17 protein-coding genes are annotated in these 16482 nt (G+C 74.6%); 11 read left to right on the top strand and 6 right to left on the bottom strand.

The features are described from left to right. Positions 1–161 precede the first annotated feature (161 nt). The 7 genes from ACIRQY_RS02615 (at position 162) to ACIRQY_RS02645 (ending at position 7917) form a co-directional block, all read left to right on the top strand. Positions 162–2159: a SpoIIE family protein phosphatase gene (locus tag ACIRQY_RS02615; RefSeq protein ID WP_403922284.1), complete on the top strand. Its 1998-nt coding sequence runs from the start codon at positions 162–164 to the stop codon at positions 2157–2159. Between the two features lie 316 nt (positions 2160–2475). Beyond that, positions 2476–3348: a DNA-formamidopyrimidine glycosylase family protein gene (locus tag ACIRQY_RS02620; RefSeq protein WP_351784672.1), complete on the top strand. Its 873-nt coding sequence runs from the start codon at positions 2476–2478 to the stop codon at positions 3346–3348. A 111-nt stretch (positions 3349–3459) separates the two neighbouring features. Further along, positions 3460–4209 carry a LytTR family DNA-binding domain-containing protein gene (locus ACIRQY_RS02625; RefSeq protein ID WP_351784670.1) on the top strand — a complete coding sequence of 250 codons (750 nt, stop codon included), beginning with the start codon at positions 3460–3462 and terminating at the stop codon, positions 4207–4209. A gap of 112 nt (positions 4210–4321) precedes the next feature. After that, the gene (locus ACIRQY_RS02630; RefSeq protein WP_351784668.1) at positions 4322–4708 is read left to right on the top strand and encodes a hypothetical protein; all 387 of its coding nucleotides are present in this window, start codon (positions 4322–4324) and stop codon (positions 4706–4708) included. A 28-nt stretch (positions 4709–4736) separates the two neighbouring features. Next, positions 4737–4955 (top strand): hypothetical protein, encoded by a 219-nt coding sequence (locus tag ACIRQY_RS02635; protein WP_403921897.1) that lies wholly within the window; start codon positions 4737–4739, stop codon positions 4953–4955. Next, positions 4952–6712 (top strand): cation acetate symporter, encoded by a 1761-nt coding sequence (locus tag ACIRQY_RS02640; protein ID WP_403921898.1) that lies wholly within the window; start codon positions 4952–4954, stop codon positions 6710–6712. The genes ACIRQY_RS02635 and ACIRQY_RS02640 overlap by 4 nt, the downstream gene beginning before the upstream one ends. After that, the gene (locus ACIRQY_RS02645; RefSeq protein ID WP_403921900.1) at positions 6709–7917 is read left to right on the top strand and encodes a histidine kinase; all 1209 of its coding nucleotides are present in this window, start codon (positions 6709–6711) and stop codon (positions 7915–7917) included. The genes ACIRQY_RS02640 and ACIRQY_RS02645 overlap by 4 nt, the downstream gene beginning before the upstream one ends. Before the next feature lie 27 nt (positions 7918–7944). On the opposite strand, the gene ACIRQY_RS02650 is transcribed toward ACIRQY_RS02645, so the two are convergent. After that, positions 7945–8451, bottom strand: a complete 507-nt coding sequence (locus tag ACIRQY_RS02650) for a hypothetical protein (RefSeq protein ID WP_351784660.1) — start codon at positions 8449–8451, stop codon at positions 7945–7947. A 93-nt stretch (positions 8452–8544) separates the two neighbouring features. Further along, positions 8545–9192: a sigma-70 family RNA polymerase sigma factor gene (locus ACIRQY_RS02655; protein ID WP_351784658.1), complete on the bottom strand. Its 648-nt coding sequence runs from the start codon at positions 9190–9192 to the stop codon at positions 8545–8547. A gap of 482 nt (positions 9193–9674) precedes the next feature. Here ACIRQY_RS02655 and ACIRQY_RS02660 point away from each other — a divergent pair, with 482 nt between their 5' ends. Then, positions 9675–10889, top strand: coding sequence for a CapA family protein (locus tag ACIRQY_RS02660; RefSeq protein WP_403921903.1), 1215 nt, complete (start codon positions 9675–9677; stop codon positions 10887–10889). A gap of 342 nt (positions 10890–11231) precedes the next feature. On the opposite strand, the gene ACIRQY_RS02665 is transcribed toward ACIRQY_RS02660, so the two are convergent. Continuing rightward, positions 11232–11693 (bottom strand): universal stress protein, encoded by a 462-nt coding sequence (locus tag ACIRQY_RS02665; protein ID WP_351784654.1) that lies wholly within the window; start codon positions 11691–11693, stop codon positions 11232–11234. Positions 11694–11798: 105 nt separating this feature from the next. On the opposite strand from ACIRQY_RS02665, the gene ACIRQY_RS02670 reads away from it, so the two are divergent. Next, positions 11799–12644: a polysaccharide deacetylase family protein gene (locus tag ACIRQY_RS02670; RefSeq protein ID WP_403921905.1), complete on the top strand. Its 846-nt coding sequence runs from the start codon at positions 11799–11801 to the stop codon at positions 12642–12644. A 105-nt stretch (positions 12645–12749) separates the two neighbouring features. Here the strand turns inward: ACIRQY_RS02670 and ACIRQY_RS02675 are convergent, their stop codons facing one another. Then, positions 12750–13409, bottom strand: coding sequence for a class F sortase (locus ACIRQY_RS02675; RefSeq protein ID WP_351784650.1), 660 nt, complete (start codon positions 13407–13409; stop codon positions 12750–12752). 389 nt (positions 13410–13798) lie between these two features. On the opposite strand from ACIRQY_RS02675, the gene ACIRQY_RS02680 reads away from it, so the two are divergent. Next, complete coding sequence (locus ACIRQY_RS02680; RefSeq protein ID WP_403921908.1) at positions 13799–14284, top strand: hypothetical protein; 486 nt, start codon at positions 13799–13801, stop codon at positions 14282–14284. A 102-nt stretch (positions 14285–14386) separates the two neighbouring features. On the opposite strand, the gene ACIRQY_RS02685 is transcribed toward ACIRQY_RS02680, so the two are convergent. After that, positions 14387–14944 carry a hypothetical protein gene (locus ACIRQY_RS02685; RefSeq protein ID WP_351784646.1) on the bottom strand — a complete coding sequence of 186 codons (558 nt, stop codon included), beginning with the start codon at positions 14942–14944 and terminating at the stop codon, positions 14387–14389. 168 nt (positions 14945–15112) lie between these two features. After that, positions 15113–15877 carry a hypothetical protein gene (locus ACIRQY_RS02690; RefSeq protein ID WP_351784644.1) on the bottom strand — a complete coding sequence of 255 codons (765 nt, stop codon included), beginning with the start codon at positions 15875–15877 and terminating at the stop codon, positions 15113–15115. Positions 15878–15937: 60 nt separating this feature from the next. On the opposite strand from ACIRQY_RS02690, the gene ACIRQY_RS02695 reads away from it, so the two are divergent. Next, positions 15938–16087: a hypothetical protein gene (locus ACIRQY_RS02695; protein WP_403921910.1), complete on the top strand. Its 150-nt coding sequence runs from the start codon at positions 15938–15940 to the stop codon at positions 16085–16087. Positions 16088–16482: the final 395 nt, after the last annotated feature.

Here is a 16482-nt window from a genome sequence, read left to right on the forward strand (position 1 = left end):
CGCACCGCGCCTAGCGTGGCCCCATGAACGCGGGCAACGGGGACGGGGAACCGGCCGGCCGGTCCGGCCGCGCGCCCGAGGGGCCGGGGGCCGGTTCCGCCGGAACCACTGATTCCGGTGGAACCGCCGGAATCCTCTCCGCCCACGGCTCCGTCTTCCGCATGGGCGGCTTCGACTGGGACCTTCTCGCGGGGACGATGGCCATGGACGACGCCGCGCTCGACGTCTTCGACATGGACCGCGCGGAGTACGACGGACGCCCCGAATGCCTCGGCTCACGGGTCCAGCCGGACGAGGCCCGCCGCCTCGACACCCTCGTCACCCAGGCGCTCAAGGACGGCAGCGAGCAGTACGGCGCCTACTTCCGCATCCGCCGCCGCGACGGCGGCCAGCAGTGGACCCACACCCAGGGACTGGTGCACCGGGACGCCACCGGCCGCCCCGTGCGCATCGTCGGCGTCCTCCGCGACGCCACCCACGAACTCAGCGAGTCCGCCGCCCGGCTCGGCCTCGACGAGGGCAGACGCCGCCGCGCGGGCGTCGTCGAGGGCACCACCGCCGCCCTGGCGTACGCGCGGACCGTGCAGGACGTCATCGACCTGCTCAACGACTCCCACGCACTTGAACACTTCGGCGCCGCGAGCCTCGTCGTCGGCCTCCTCGACGCCGGACGCATCACCCTGGTCGCCGAGGGACCCGAGGGCTCGTTCGTGCCCGGCACCCGGTTCACCCGGGTGGACGAGCCCTACCCGATGAGCGAGGTCGTCCGCACCCTGCGCCCCCGCTTCATCGAATCGGCGCGGGACTTCGCCGCCTCCTTCCCCGTGCTCTGGCCGCACATCAGCGGGCTCGGCATCACCTCCGCCGCCTACCTCCCGCTCATCGCCCAGGCCAGGCCCATCGGTGCCCTCGGACTGCTGTACAACGACCGGACCGGCTTCAGCGAGGACGAGCGGACCCTGCTCGTCGCCCTCGGCAGCAGCATCGCCCAGAGCCTCCAGCGGGCCATGCTCTACGAACAGGAGCACGACCTGGCGGAGGGCCTCCAGCAGGCGATGCTGCCGCGCCGCATCCCCGACGTGCCCGGTGCCCAGACCGCCGTCCGCTACCGCTCCGCCCGCCTCGGCAGGGACGTCGGCGGCGACTGGTACGACCTCATCCCCCTGCCCGGCGGACGCGTCGGCGCCGTCATCGGCGACGTCCAGGGGCACGACACCCACGCCGCCGCCGTCATGGGACAGCTGCGGATCGTGCTCCGCGCCTACGCCGCCGAAGGACACCCCCCGGCCACGGTCATGGCCCGTGCCTCCGTCTTCCTCCATGAACTCGACACCGAACGCTTCGCCACCTGCACCTACGCCGAGGCCGACCTCGGCACCGGCGTCGTCCAGGTCGTCCGGGCCGGACACGTCGACCCGCTCGTCCGGGAACCCGACGGCCACTGCCGCCGGATTCCGGTGGAGGGCGGCCTGCCGCTCGGGCTCTCCGCCGAGTTCGGCAGGGTCGACTACCCGGTGACCACCCTGGAACTGGACCCCGGCCGGACCCTGATGCTCTACACCGACGGACTGGTGGAGAAGCCCGGCGCCGACCTCGACGAGGGCCTCCAGTGGCTCTCCTCCCTGGTCCGGCGCGGCCCCACCGACCTCCAGGAACTCGCCGACCACCTGTGCGAGGTGGTCGCCGACCGGGGCGGCGAGGACGACGTCGCCATCCTGCTGCTGCGCCGCGAGGAGGCGCCCGGGTCCCGGGGCACCGGCCGCTTCCGGCAGCACGTGGCCCAGAACGACCCCGAGGCCCTCAGTTCGGCCCGGCACATGATCCGGGCCGCCGTCCGGGCCTGGGGCGCGGGGGAACGCGCCGACGAGATCGAACTCGCCGCCGACGAACTCATGACCAACGCCCTCATGCACACCGACGGCGGCGCGATCCTGACCCTGCGGATCCCGGGCGGTCCCGAACGGCGGCTCAGGGTCGAGGTGGAGGACCGTTCCAGCGCCCTGCCACGCCGCCGGGAGGCGGGGGAGGCCGGGGTCTCCGGCCGTGGACTGCTGCTGGTCGAGCAGATCTCCGACGTCTGGGGCGTCGAGCCCCGGGGCGGCGGCAAGTGCGTGTGGTGCGAGTTCGTCCTGGAGGAGGACGGTCCCGGAGGGCCTTGACGGCCGGGCTCGGGCTGGGCCCGGTACGGCTCTGCCCGGCCCGGCCAGGACGGCTGCGACCCGCAGCCCTCGGCCCCCACCCGACCCACCTGATCAGCCCGATCGGACAGGCCTGGCCGCCCGGCCCTGGTCCGGCCCGGGTGGGCCCGAAAGGCCGGTCATCTCCCACGGCCCCGGTCCGGCCCCGGTGGGCCTGAAAGACCGGCCGTGTTCCCACCGCCCTCGTCCTGCTCCACGCCCCTCGCCCCCACCGCCCCCACCGCCCCGGGCCCGCCTCCGTCGCGCGTCCCCGCTGTCCGTGCGGCAGGGTGGAGACATGCCCGAACTCCCCGAGGTGGAAGCGCTGCGCGCGTTCCTCGACACCCACCTGGTGGGCAAGGAGATCGCCCGTGTGCTGCCCGTCGCGATCAGCGTCCTGAAGACCTACGACCCGCCCGTCACCGCCGTCGAGGGCGCCGAGGTCACCGGGGTGGGACGGCACGGGAAGTTCCTCGACCTCACCACCGAGGGCCCCGGCGGCACGCTCCACCTCCTCGTCCACCTCGCCCGCGCGGGCTGGCTCCGCTGGCAGGACCCGCTGCCCTCGGGACCGCCGAAGCCCGGCAAGGGCCCGCTGGCCCTGCGCACCGCCCTCACCGGCGGCGACGGCTTCGACCTCACCGAGATGGGCACGACGAAACGCCTCGCCGTGTACGTGGTCCACGACCCGGCCGAGGTGCCCGGGGTGGCCCGCCTCGGGCCCGACCCGCTCGCCGAGGACTTCGGCCCCGGGGAGTTCGCCGCCCTCCTCGCCGGGGAACGGCGCCAGATCAAGGGCGCCCTGCGCGACCAGAGCCTCATCGCCGGCATCGGCAACGCGTACAGCGACGAGATCCTGCACGCCGCGAAGACGTCCCCCTTCAAACCCACCCAGAACCTCACCGCCGAGGAGACGGCCGCCCTGTACACGGCGATGCGCACCACCCTCCTCGACGCCGTCGAACGCTCCCGGGGCGTCGCCGCCGGACAGCTCAAGGCCGAGAAGAAGAGCGGTCTGCGGGTCCACGGACGCACCGGCGAACCCTGCCCGGTGTGCGGCGACACCATCCGGGAGGTCTCCTTCAGCGACTCCTCCCTCCAGTACTGCCCCACCTGCCAGACCGGCGGAAAGCTCCTGGCCGACCGGCGCCTGTCCAAGCTCCTGAAATAGACCGGAAGCCCGGCGGGGGACCGGCCCGCGGGCCCCGCCGACGTACCGGCCCCGTACGCCCCGCCGACGTACCGGCCCCGCCCCGCGGGACCGCCCACTACACTCCGCCGCATGCTGCGCGTACTGGCCGTCGACGACGAGGAACCCGCCCTCGGGGAACTGCTCTACCTGCTGCGCGCCGACCCCCGGGTCCGCTCCGCCGAGGGCGCGGGCGACGCCACCGCCGCGCTCCGCAGGATCGGCCGCGCCCTGGAGTCCGGGCCGGACGGTGACGAGACCGTCGACGTCGTCTTCCTCGACATCCACATGCCCGGCCTCACCGGACTCGACGTGGCCCGGCTGCTCGCGGGCTTCGCCCGACCGCCGCTCGTCGTCTTCGTCACCGCCCACGAGGGCTTCGCGCTGACGGCCTTCGACCTGAAGGCCGTCGACTACGTCCTCAAACCCGTCCGCCGCGAACGCCTCGCCGAAGCCGTCCGCCGCGTCCACGACCTGGTCCACGCGACCGCCGCCCCGGTCACCTCCGCGCCCGAGCAGATCCCCGTCGAACTCGGCGGTGTCACCCGCTTCGTGGCCGTCGAGGACATCGCGTACGCGGAGGCCCACGGCGACTACGCCCGGCTGCACACCGACCACGGCAGCCACCTCGTCCGCATCCCGCTCTCCACCCTGGAGGAGCGGTGGGCCTCCCGGGGCTTCGTCCGCATCCACCGCAGCCACCTCGTGGCCCTCGCCCGGATCGACGAGCTGCGGCTCGACGGCGGCACCACCTCCGTCCGGATCGGCGGCACCGACCTCGCCGTGAGCCGTCGGCACGCCCGCCCCCTGCGGGACCTCCTGATGCGCCGCGCCGCGGGCTGACCCCGCACCCCTACCGCGCCCGCCCCCACCTGCGTAGACTCCACGCGTCCCCGGGCCCGAGGCCCTCCCTTCCCGTGCGGGAGGCCGTCGAGAGATGCCGGAGCGGACCCCCATGTCCGAGCACCACCCACCGCGCCGGTCCCGCCGGGAGACGGTCACCTACGCCTCCGCCCACGGCTCCGCCGTCCCACCGGGTCCCGCCCGGCGACGCCCGGTCCACCCCCCGGCCCGCTCGGAGATCGACGAACAGACCACCCTCGGCCACACCTACGTACGGTCCCTGATGCGCAGCCAGCTGCGCGCCGCGCTCACCGCCCTCGGCGCGCTCGTCCTGCTCGTCGGCCCGCTGCCGCTGCTGCTCGCCCTGCCCGCGCCCGAGGCGTTCGTGTGGATCACCCTCGGCGTCGCCGTCCACCCCGTCGTCTGGGGCATCGCCCACTGGTACGTGCGCCGCGCCGAACGCAACGAGCGCGACTTCACCGGCCTCGTCGAACGATGAGACGGCCGTACCTAAGGGCGGGCCGGTCGTGACGGACGGCGGAACGGCGACGGCGGAGGGCGGGCCGGTCGTGACCGGCGCCCACCCGGCGGCGACGAGCGACGGCACGGCCGTGGCGAACCCTGAGGCGGTCGCGCCGGACGGCGCCGGGGCCGCGCCGACCGCCGGGGCCGAGCCCCTCTCGGGGGCGGCCGTGACGGACGAAGGAGCGGCCGTCGTGGCCGCGCCCCGGGCGGTGGTCCCGTGAACCAGACCCACGCCGTCGTGGCCGTCACCGCCGTCGTCCTCGCCACCGTCCTCATCGGCGCCCTCGGCCTGCGGATCTCCCGGACCACCTCCGACTTCTACGTCGCCTCGCGCACGGTCGGCCCCGGCCTCAACGCCGCCGCGATCAGCGGCGAGTACCTCTCCGCCGCCTCCTTCCTGGGCATCGCGGGACTCGTCCTCGTCCAGGGCCCCGCCATGCTCTGGTACCCGGTCGGCTACACCGCCGGATACCTCGTGCTCCTCGTCCTCGTCGCCGCCCCGCTGCGCCGCTCGGGCGCGTACACCCTCTCCGACTTCGCCGAGGCCCGCCTCGAATCACCGCAGGCCCGGCGGCTCGCCAGCCTCTTCGTCGTCGGCATCGGCTGGCTCTACCTGCTGCCCCAGCTCCAGGGCGCCGGGCTCACCCTGGAGATCCTCACCGGTGCCCCCGACTGGGTCGGCGGACTCCTCGTCGCGCTCGTCGTCACCGGCACGGTCGCCGCCGGCGGGATGCGCAGCATCACCTTCGTCCAGGCGTTCCAGTACTGGCTGAAACTGACCGCGCTGTTCGTCCCGGTCCTCTTCCTGCTCGCCGCCTGGTACGGCGACGGGGCACCCCGCGCCCGCTTCGACGCCCCCGCCGTGCTGCGCGGCCACACCGTCGTCCAGGTCGCCGACACGGTACGCATCGGGCTCGACGAGCCGCTCTCCCTGACCGTCACCGGCACCGTCGACTCCGTACGGTACGAGGACGGAGCCGTCACCCTCGCGCCCGGCACCCACCACGTCCTCGGCGGCACGACCCTCGCCTTCGCCCCCGGTGCCGCGCTCCCCGAGCGGGTGGCCGACGGCGCCGACCCCCTCGGCTGGTCCCAGCCCCTGGCCGGGGGCCGCGACGGACACCAGCTGTACGCCACCTACGGGCTGATCCTCGCCACCTTCCTCGGCACCATGGGCCTGCCGCACGTCGCCGTCCGCTTCTACACCAGCCCGCACGGCCGTGCCGCCCGGCGCACCACGCTCGTCGTGCTCGGCCTCGTCAGCGCCTTCTACCTGCTGCCGCCGCTCTACGGGGCGCTCGGCCGGATCTACGCCCCCGAACTGGCCCTCACCGGCTCCCCCGACGCCGCCGTGCTCGTCCTGCCCGACCGCGTCCTCGGCGGGCTCCCCGGCGATCTGCTGGGGGCGCTGCTCGCGGGCGGCGCGTTCGCCGCGTTCCTCTCCACCGCCTCCGGACTGACCATGTCCGTCGCCGGGGTCCTCACCCAGGACGTGCTGCCCTCCCGGGGCGTACGGCACTTCCGGCTCGCGACCCTGCTCGCCACCGCCGTCCCGCTCGGTGTCGGGGTGGTCGCCTCCAAGGTGCCGGTCGCCGACGCCGTCGGCCTCGCCTTCGCCGTCTCCGCGTCCTCCTTCTGCCCGCTGCTCGTCCTCGGCATCTGGTGGCGGCGGCTCACCCCGCCGGGCGCGATGGCCGGGCTGCTGCTCGGCGGCGGTTCCGCGCTGGCCGCCGTGATGGCGACCCGGGCCGGGCTGCCGCCCGCGGGCTGGCCGCACACCCTGATGGCCTGGCCCGCCGTGTGGTCGGTGCCGCTCGGCTTCCTCACCATGGTCCTGGTCTCGCTGGCCACGCCCCGCAGGATTCCGCCCGGCACCTCCGCGCTCCTCGCCCGTCTGCACCTGCCGGAGGAGGTCACCCGCCCCGGCGCGCCGGGGGAGGGCCCCGGCACCGTTCCCACCCAGGAGGTACGACCATGAGCGGCATCGCCCTGGCCGCGGCCGCCGCCACGGCGGCCGTCCTGCTCGCCGCCGGTTTCGTCCTGGGCCGGTTCACGGCCCGCGACGGTGGGCGCGCCGCCGATCCCGGGCTCGGGACGCCCGTCGAGCGGGCCACCTTCCACACCCTGCACACCGCCTCGCTCGCCGCGCCGCCGCTGCGGGCCGGGCTCACCGAGGAGACCGCCCGGCGGGCGGCGGGGACCCTCCGGTCGCTCCTGGGCACGGAGGCGCTCTGCCTCATCGACCGGGGCGCGGTCCTCGCCTGGGACGGACCGGGCGAGGAGCACCACCGGGCGCACGTCCCGGAACAGGCGGCCGAGACCCTGGAGTCGGGGCGCAGCCGCTCGGCGCACACCGGCTGCGCCGACCCGGCGTGCCCGCTGCGCTGGGCGGTGGTCGCCCCGCTCACCGGGGAGGACGGGGTGCTCGGCGCGCTCGTCGCCTACGGTTCGCGGGAGTCGGCCGTGCTGGTGCGGGCCGCGACGGAGGTGGCCCGGTGGGCGTCCGTGCAGTTGGAGCTGGCCGAGCTGGACCGCTCGCGGACCCGGATCGTGGAGGCGGAGATCCGTGCGCTGCGGGCCCAGATATCCCCGCACTTCATCTTCAACTCCCTCGCCGCCATAGCCTCCTTCGTCCGGACGGACCCCGAGCGGGCCAGGGAACTCCTCCTGGAGTTCGCGGAGTTCACCCGGTACTCGTTCCGCAGGCACGGTGAGTTCGCCCATCTGGCGGACGAACTGCGTTCCATCGAGCAGTATTTGGCGCTCGCCGGTGCGCGGTTCGGCGACCGGCTGAAGGTGACGCTCCAGATCGCTCCCGAGGTGCTGCCGGTGACGCTGCCCTTCCTCTGTCTCCAGCCCCTGGTGGAGAACGCGGTGAAGCACGGCCTCCAGGAGCGGGAGCGGGGCTGCCGGGTCACGATCGCCGCCCGGGACGCGGGCGCCGAGGCCGTGGTGACCGTCGAGGACGACGGCATCGGCATGGACCCGGAGCTGCTGCGCGCGGTGCTGCGCGGCGAGCACCGGGCGGGCTCCGGCATCGGTCTGTCCAATGTGGACGAGCGGCTGCGCCAGGTGTACGGGGCGGAGCACGGGCTCGTCATCGAGACGGGGGTCGGGGCGGGCATGAAGGTGACCGTGCGGATTCCCAAGTACCGTCCAGGAGTCCACCGTTCACCACCCTGACCCGGCCCGCCCGGTCGTCGGCCGGGCTCAGCGCAGGTGCAGGGAGAGGTGCGCGAGCGGCAGCCCCAGCTTCCAGGCGGGCAGCCAGATCTGATCGTCCTCGTCGACCGGGGCGCCGGGGTCGTCCCTGCCGTCGAGGTCGGTGGCGCGGACCCAGGTGTCCCGCAGCCGTCGCCAGGCCGTCTCGGCCAGCGCGAGGTCGGGACCGCCCGGGTCGGCCGCGCGCCGGGCCGCGAGCCGTTCCTCGGTCCAGTGCGGCCAGGGCCGGTCGTACGCGGTGTGCCGCAGCCACTCGTCGGTCCCGCCGGGGGCCCGTCGGCCGTCGGGTCCTTCCGGTCCTTCCGGTTCCTCCGTGAGGTGGACGGTGAGGGCGAGCGACTGGAGGGCCGCCCGGTACTCCAGCGAGCCGGGTGCCACGAGCGCGGCGGCCCGCAGCACTTCGTCGGCCAGGTATTCGGCGCACAGCCAGGCCATCGGTACGGCGAGTCCGCCGCCGCTCGTCCCGCCGGTGCCGTTCGTGCTCTCGGGCAGCAACGTTCCCACCTTCTCCCGGAGATCGGGGACCCGGACGTGTGGGCACCCGGGGAGAGCTTCCTCCGGGGAGGGCGTCCGTGTGTCCCGCTTTGCTCAACTCGCCCGTGTGGTTTCGGATACGTTTCCCGGCCGGATCGGTACCGGTGGGGCGAGCGGGGTGCGCGGTGCCGCGTGCGGTGTACGGGGTGTGGTGCGGCGGGTGTTCGGGGCCGGGGCGGCGGGGCGGCGCGGCCGGTAGCCGGGCAGGGACCGGCCGAGCTGGCGGAGCGCGTAGTGGGAGCGGGACTTGACCGTCCCGGCGGGGATGCCGAGGTCGACGGCCGCCTCGTTGACGGTGAGGCCGTGGAAGTAGAGCCGGACGAGGACCGCGCGGTGTTCGGGGCTCAGGCCCCGGACGGCCGCCCGTACGTCGAGCGCGGCTTCGGCGGAGGCGGTGGCGTCGGCGGGGTCGGGGGTCACGGCGAGGACGCCGTCGCCGGTCTCGGCGGGCCGGGCGAGGCGTGAGCGCCGGGCGTCGATGGCGAGGCGGCGGGCGACGGTGAAGAGCCAGGGGCGCATCGAGTCGTAGGGGCCGGTGAAGGCCTCGGGGTGGAGCCAGGCCCGTACCAGGGTCTCCTGGGCGAGGTCCTCGGCCCGCTGGCGGTCCCCGTAGGTGAGTCCGAGCAGGAAGGAGAGCAGGGCGGGGCCGTGGTCCCGCTGCAGCTCCTGGAGCGTCCGCTCGTCGGTGGTCGCCGTCGTCATCGTGTCTGCCGCCTTTCCCGCGCTCGTCGTCCGGGGCGTATCCGAACGCATCCGGCGGGCGAGGGACAGGGCACGGACGCGGGTCTGCGACGAACGGTCGCACCGAGCGACGAGTGGTACGCCGAACGGTCGGCGGCCGGGTCGGCGACGGGTCGGCGTGCGGTTCGCGGGCGGTCGGTGGGCCGCGCGTGAGCGCTCGTGGGGTGGGGTGGCGGTGGCCGGAAACCGGCCCCGTGGACGGTCCGCGCGGTGGGGGCGGCGGTGGCCGGTGCGCCCGCTGGTGCGCCGTCGTGCGGGGTGGTGGCGCTCCCGTCGGCCAGGAACGGGCCGGAGGGGAGGGCTGCCGAAGTCGGCCGGAACTGTTGCGTCCGATTCAGCGGGGTTCGCACCTCCGTACGGCCCCGACCCTTGACTGGCGCATGCCCGGGAGATCAATTCGTGTGATCACCTGTTCATCCTCTGATTCGGGCGGAGTGCCGTACATGACCTCACGCACCAGACCGGTGGGGGCCGCGGCGCTCGCTGCCGTCCTGCTCGCGGCGGCGACCGGCTGCACCGGCGGGAGCGGTCCGGCGGGCGGCGTCACCCCGGGTACCTCGGCCGCGCGACCCGGCAAGGCGGGGTCCACCGCCCCCTCCGCCGCGCCCGGCGGCGCTTCGGCGCCCGCCGGATTCACCCTCGTCGCCTCCGGTGACGTCCTCCCGCACGACTCGATCATCCGCCGGGCCGCCGAGGACTCCGAGGGCGACGGCTACGACTTCGCCCCGATGTTCTCCGGGGTGCGGTCCGTGGTCTCCGGCGCGGACCTCGCCCTCTGCCACATGGAGACGGTCTACGGCAAGGACGGCGGCCCCTACACGGGATACCCCGCCTTCAAATCGCCCCCCGAGGTCGCCGCCGCGCTCAAGGCCACCGGGTACGACTCCTGCTCCACCGCCTCCAACCACAGCCTCGACGACGGGGCCGAGGGCCTCGGCCGCACCCTCGACGCCCTGGACCGGGCCGGGGTCCGGCACGCCGGATCGGCCCGCACCGAGGCCGAGGCGGCGAAGCCCACCCTGCTGAGGGCGGGCGCCGCCACGGTCGCCCACCTCGCGTACACCTACGGCACCAACGACCACCCGCTGCCCGACGGGCAGCCCTGGGCGGTCCGGCTGCTCGACGAGCGGAAGGTCGTCGAGGACGCCCGCGCCGCCCGCGCGGCCGGTGCCGACGTCGTCGTGGTCAGCGTCCACTGGGGCACCGAGTGGCAGACCGAGCCCGACGAGGACCAGCTCTCCCTCGGTCGCGCGCTCACCGCCTCGCGGACCGGCGGCCGCCCCGACATCGACCTGATCGTCGGTACGCACGCCCATGTCCCGCAGGCGTACGAGAAGGTCAACGGGACCTGGATCGTATACGGGATGGGCGACCAGATCGCCGGGGACATGATCAATTACGAGGGTGCCTTCGATCCGCGCGGCAACCAGAGCAGCATCGGCCGGTTCACCTTCGCGCCGCCCCGCAAGCCCGGCGCGCGCTGGGAGGTCACCCGGGCCGAGTACGTCCCCCAGTGGTTCGACACCGGCCGGGGCCGGGTCGTCGCTCTGGGCGCCGACGGCAGCGGCTCCGCGAACCATGCCGACATCCGCGACACCATCCGGGAGGTGGTCCTGGGCCGGGGCGCCGACCGGGACGGCCTCGTGATGGGGAAGTGATCCACGGGGCGTCACGGCCACCGGGCCACGGGGTGGGGGCCGGTCGGGGCGACGACCCGCCGCCCGGGGCGACCGGCCGATGCCCGCCGCGCCCGCCGCCCGCCGCCGCCGTCCCCTCGCGGAGACCGAGGACAGGGGCTGACCACGGAGACCGGTCACGGAGACCCGTGACGGAGGCCGGTGACGGAGGCCGGTCCGTCCTGACCGGGCGGGACAGGCCGGTCAGCGCGGACCGGGCGCGACGGACCGGTCAGGACGGACCGGGCGCGGAATGCCGCTCCAGGCATCGGCCCGCCCCCGGTCGTGGCGAGCTGCGGGGAGCCGGTCGGAGCGGACGGCCGGTCACGGCACCACGGTGACCGGCCAGCGGCCCGCCTTCACCAGCCGGACCGCCACCGACCCCATGATCCGGTGCCCCGCCGACTCCGACGCGCCCACCACCACGGCGTCCGCCGTCAGCTCCTCGGCCGCCTGGGCCAGGCCCGCGTAGGCGTCGCCCCGGAAGGTGTGGAACTCCCAGCGCATCCGCCACAGGTCCTTCACCCGCTCGGTGGACGCGCGGATCTCCGCGACGAGGTCCTCGGCGATCTCCTCGGTCGTCCCCGTCACGGGAGCGCCCAGCGCGACCCCCGCGGGGACCACCGGCTGGACGTACACGAGTGCGAGCAGCGCGTCCTGCCGCCGGGCGAGCCCGGCCGCGTACGCCGCCGCGCGCAGGGAGGAGGCGGAGCCGTCCACTCCCGCCATGATCACTTTCGGGCCGTCGGTGCCGCGCTCGAACCGGCCGGGTCGCTGTTCGGTCACCTGTCGAGGCTATCGGCTCATCGAGTGTTTTCGGACGAGCGGCCGGTGTCGGTGAGCGGCGCGGACCCTCATCCGTACGAACCATTAGTCATGAAAAAGGATCAGATGCCTCCAGGGCGTCGGGCGGTGCTCCGCCTGACCGCCGCCCTCGGGGCCACCACCGCCGTCGGCGTCCTCGCGGCGGACCTGCTCACCCCCGCCGACCCCCCGGCCCCCACCCGGCCCCGGGGCGGCCCCGGCACCGGACCCGCCGCCGGACCCCAGGTCCGGGCCGCCCGGCCGCGCGCCAGCGCCTACCGCCTCCAGCCCATGACCGCCTACGCGCCCCCGGTCCACCGGCGGACGGCCCCGCCCGTACGACAGCGGCCCTTCCTGAGCCTCTCGGGCGTCGGCCGCGCCATGGTGCTCACCTTCGACGACGGCCCCGACCCCCGCTACACCCCCGACATCCTGGACACCCTGCGCCGGTACGACTGCCGGGCCATGTTCTTCGTCTGCGGCGAGATGGCCGTCGAGAACCAGGACCTGCTGCGACGGATGGACGCGGAGGGGCACGTCATCGGCAACCACACCTGGACCCACCCCCTCATCCCCAAGCTGCGCCCCTCCCGCATCCGTGACGAGCTCGGTTCCACCAGCGAGGTCGTCGAACGGGCCCTGGGAGCGGCCCCGCTCTGGTACCGGGCCCCCTACGGGGCCTGGAACCGGCACTCCTTCGAGATCGGCGCCGCACTCGGCATGGAGCCGCTGGCCTGGACCGTCGACACCCTGGACTGGAAGGAGCCGGGCACCGAGGCCATCGTCCGGCGCGCCCTGGACGGCGCCGCCCCCGGCGCGGTCGTCCTCAACCACGACGCGGGCGGCGACCGCTCCCAGAGCGTCGCCGCCCTGCGCGCGTACCTGCCCGCCCTCCTCGACGCCGGATACCGCATCACCCTGCCCCGGCGCTGACCTCCCCCGTCCCCCCTGGGCCCCCGGCCCCCGTCCTCCCCCTCCGGCAGCCGTACGCGGCAGGGCCCCGGCGCCGCTGGTGCCGGGGCCCTGCCGCGCATCCGGTTACCGGGAGGCGACCATGCGGGCGTACACGACCACGTTGCCGTCGTAGCCACGCGCGTGCGTGTAGCCGCCGCCGCAGGTGATGACCCGCAGTTCGGGGGCGCCGGTGTCCGCGTAGACCTGGACGCCGGGGAAGTCGTCCTTCGCGTACACCTCCACCCCGTAGACCTCGAAGACCGCGATCCGGCCGTCGTACCGCTCCACCTCGACGTGCTGGCCCTTCTGGACCGAGCCCAGGCCGTAGAAGACCGCCGGGCCCCGGGCGTTGTCGACATGGCCGACGACGACCGAGGTGCCGCGCTGGCCGGGTGAGATGCCGTTCTGGTACCAGCCGGCGAGATTGGTGTCGTCGGGCGGTGGGGCCGCCACCCAGCCGTCCGCGTCCAGGCCCACGTCCATGATCGGCGCGGCCACCTGGAGCGCCGGGATCCTGATCCGGGAGGCCGGGGCGAAGGGCAGCGGCTCCAGTCCCTCGCTCGCGCCGGGCGGCGGGGTCGCGGGACGCGCCACCGGGCGGGCCGCCGCCGCGGGCTGCGGCGGCCCCGGCGAGATGTCCACCCCGTTGCGCATCATCGCGAGCCCGGACAGCATGGCGAGGGCCAGCACGCCCCAGGGTTGGCGTCTTCTGCGCTCGACGACGCGGAAGTCCTTCGCGGGCATGGTTCTCCCTTCATGGCGTCGTCAGAACGGTAGGGGCGGTCTGACGGACCGTCATTCCGGGCGGTCCGAACGGGTGGGGACCGCCGCCGTACGGGTCGCCGGGCACGGTGCCCGGAGCCCCGGAACCGAGCCGGACCCGAGCCGGGGCCGGGACGGCCGGGTGACAGCGCGCTGACCCATCCGAGTATTCGTCAGATGATCCCTTCGTAAGGGTCTGACCTGCGCTTTCCTCGCCTTCCCGAGGGTGTCGCCGGGCGTGTCGGCTCACCGGGGTGGACCAGTGCCGACGTGCGAGGCTCGCCCCGACTTGTGATGGTTCGTCATGGAGGGCGTACTCGTCGAAACTCCCGGAGCACCGCTTCGGGGCGTCTTCCACTGGAGGTTCAACCATGCGTGCTGCACGCACTCTGGCGGTGACCGCCACCGCGTTCGCGGCGGTCGCGCTCGCGGCTCCCCTCGCCGCCGCCACCAACGGCCCGCGCGACGTCACCGTCAATCCCTTCGACGTCCACGCGGGGTCGACGATCACGATCACCGCGAAGGGCTGCGGTCACGGCGGCACGGTCACGTCCAACGCCTTCCCGGAGACCAACCTCTCGGTCAACTCCAACGGGCTCTCCAGCGCCATCGCCCGCGTCCACGACCGCGCCACCCCGGGCAGCTACAACCTCGCCGTCAAGTGCCGCGACAACTCTTCCGTCGTCACGCACTCGTTCCGGGTCCTCCCCGGCCGTGGCGCCCAGGGCGGCCTCGGCGGCTCGCTCGCCCCCAGCTCCACCGAGATGGCCGTCGGCGGCGGTCTCGTCGCCGCCGCGGCGCTCGGCGGGGGCCTGTTCATCGCCCGCCGCCGACGGATGACCGGTGCGGGGGTCTGACCGGCCGCACCTCCCGGTCGGCCCGCTCCGCCCGCCGCCCCCGCGTCCCCTTCACGGGACCCGGGGGCGACGGGCGTCCGCCCGCCACGGGTCCGGAGCGACTCAGTGCCGCCGGGCGCGCGCGGCACGACGGAACACGAACACGCCACCGGCCGCGGCGGCGAGCACCAGCGCCCCGCCCGCCGCCAGTTCGGCCGGCTCGAATCCGCCGTCCACCGAACCGCCCAGACCGCCCCGCACCCCGCGTGGGGGAGTGAGCACGGTGGACCTGATCGTCGGCGTCGCCGTGGGCGTCCCGGTGATCGTCAGGTTCGCGACGCCCTGCACGCCGCCCGTGCAGTTGAACGCCACCGTGTACACGGCGCCCTGACGGGCGTCCCGGTCCACGGTGGTGGTCGCCGCCGAACCCGGCGCGATGGTGACCATGTCGAAGACACCGGCCGAGGCCGTCGCCGTACTGGCGCAGCCGGGCGCGCTGAGCGTCACCCGGCCGCCGGGCGCGACGAGCGAGGGCGACACGACGAAGGCGCTCGCCGCCTTGGCCCCCTGTGCCCGCGGGTTCGGCGCGGGGACGCCGTCCGCCGCGAGGGCGGCCGGGGCGGCCGGGGCGAGGGCGGCCGCTCCCAACAGGAAAGCGGACGCGGCACGTATCGCGCGCATGGTGGATCCTCCGGGTCCCGAGGGGAGGCCGCGGAAGGGGGTTCCCGCGAAAGACCGTGCCTGCACCTCGTTGCCGGGAACGCTAGGAGCGCATTACCACAGCCGCGATCCCAGACGTACGAATGGGGCAGCGTTGTCCCCCGTACGGCTCACACGACGGGGGTGGAGTCACCGGGTGACCTGCGGGAACAGATCGGTGAACGGCGCGGCGGTGGCCGAGACGCCCCGGCCGAAGGGCGCGTCGAAGTCCCAGATGAGGAACAACAGGAACGCGATCAGCACGCTGAAGAGCCCGGCGAGCAGCAACTCCCGGCCGGTCCTGCGGATCTGCAGGGTGAAGATCAGGCCGACCGTCACCAGAGCTCCGATGATCAGGCCGAACCAGACCACTCCTGGCATGGTCTCGCCCGCGCTCTGCCCCCGGGCGTTCCGGGCGTCGTCGGCCACCGCGACCTGGTCCACCAGCGGCTGGTACGCCTCGCCCTCGAAGTCGTTCGCCGGGTGGTAGTCCGTGACGCTGCGCCGCACCCGCTCCATGAGCGCGGTGCCCTCGTCGCTCAGCTCGCCCGCCTCGGTCATGTGCGTCCACTCGTGGTTGACCACGTACGAGACGTACGCGTCGACGTCGGAGCGGATCCTGGTGCGGACCTCCACCGGGTAGACCTCCACCCGCGCCGAGATCTCGTGCATGGCCTGCGCCTCCTGCCGCACGGTCTCCTGGGCGGCACCCCGCGCCTCCCAGACGCCCGCGATGGCCAGACCGAGCACGATCGCGTAGATCACGCCGATCATCATCGTCATGTACTCGATGACGTCGGGGGTCTCGCTGGGGTCGTCGTCCTCGGGGACGCGCCGCTGGTTGAAGATGACGATCGCCAGGACGACGGCGCAGGCGGCGGCCATCGCCAGGCTGAGAACGAGCCATTCAGACATGAACATCCTTCAGGGAACAGTGAGATGGGGGCGGGGACGGGGGTGGGGATGGAGAAGGTGATGGGGACATGGGGCACGGGGCCGAGGGGCGGTCAGCGGCCGCGAGGGCGCAGGATCGCGGTCGCCAGTACGGCGGGAGCGATGATCACCAGCGTCGTCGTCACCACCGATGTGCCGCTCTCGGGCCGTGGCCGTGAGGTGCGGCGGTAGTGGGGGAGCGCGACCGGTCCCGCGGCCGGCGGCCGGGCACTCGCGCTGGGCGCGTGCGCCGGCGGGGGCGCGGCGGGTGCCGTGGTGCGCTCCGGCGGCTCCGGGCGTTCGGGAGGCCGTGTCGGGCGGGCCGGTGCCGGGGACGGGGGGCCGGGGCGCGGGCTCGGCACCGTGACCGGGGGAGCGGGCGTCGTCGGCCGCACGTGCGGCTGGGGCGGTGGGGGCACCGGCCGGTTCGGGGGCCGGGGTGTCGGCCGTGGAGTGACCCATGTCGGCGTGGGCTTGGGTTTCGTGGGCTTCGGAGCGGGTTTGGTGGGGCACGCACCGGGTCCGGTCACAGCGACCGAGGTGTGCGACCCGTCGGGGCCGGTGTGGGCGTAGGCGCACGAGTCGGC

Source organism: Streptomyces sp. NPDC101490, assembly GCF_044767145.1.
In the GTDB taxonomy this organism is placed as follows: domain Bacteria; phylum Actinomycetota; class Actinomycetes; order Streptomycetales; family Streptomycetaceae; genus Streptomyces.

Bases quoted from the DNA above. Each gene is read 5' to 3' on its own strand.
- ACIRQY_RS02620 (WP_351784672.1), top strand. From the start codon at position 2,476: ATGCCCGAACTCCCCGAGGTGGAAGCGCTGCGCGCGTTCCTCGACACC.
- ACIRQY_RS02655 (WP_351784658.1), bottom strand. From the start codon at position 9,192: ATGACGACGGCGACCACCGACGAGCGGACGCTCCAGGAGCTGCAGCGG.
- ACIRQY_RS02695 (WP_403921910.1), top strand. From the start codon at position 15,938: ATGGGGACATGGGGCACGGGGCCGAGGGGCGGTCAGCGGCCGCGAGGG.
- ACIRQY_RS02660 (WP_403921903.1), top strand. From the start codon at position 9,675: ATGACCTCACGCACCAGACCGGTGGGGGCCGCGGCGCTCGCTGCCGTC.
- ACIRQY_RS02675 (WP_351784650.1), bottom strand. From the start codon at position 13,409: ATGCCCGCGAAGGACTTCCGCGTCGTCGAGCGCAGAAGACGCCAACCC.
- ACIRQY_RS02670 (WP_403921905.1), top strand. From the start codon at position 11,799: ATGCCTCCAGGGCGTCGGGCGGTGCTCCGCCTGACCGCCGCCCTCGGG.
- ACIRQY_RS02645 (WP_403921900.1), top strand. From the start codon at position 6,709: ATGAGCGGCATCGCCCTGGCCGCGGCCGCCGCCACGGCGGCCGTCCTG.
- ACIRQY_RS02690 (WP_351784644.1), bottom strand. From the start codon at position 15,877: ATGTCTGAATGGCTCGTTCTCAGCCTGGCGATGGCCGCCGCCTGCGCC.
- ACIRQY_RS02625 (WP_351784670.1), top strand. From the start codon at position 3,460: ATGCTGCGCGTACTGGCCGTCGACGACGAGGAACCCGCCCTCGGGGAA.
- ACIRQY_RS02685 (WP_351784646.1), bottom strand. From the start codon at position 14,944: ATGCGCGCGATACGTGCCGCGTCCGCTTTCCTGTTGGGAGCGGCCGCC.
- ACIRQY_RS02680 (WP_403921908.1), top strand. From the start codon at position 13,799: ATGCGTGCTGCACGCACTCTGGCGGTGACCGCCACCGCGTTCGCGGCG.
- ACIRQY_RS02615 (WP_403922284.1), top strand. From the start codon at position 162: ATGGGCGGCTTCGACTGGGACCTTCTCGCGGGGACGATGGCCATGGAC.
- ACIRQY_RS02630 (WP_351784668.1), top strand. From the start codon at position 4,322: ATGTCCGAGCACCACCCACCGCGCCGGTCCCGCCGGGAGACGGTCACC.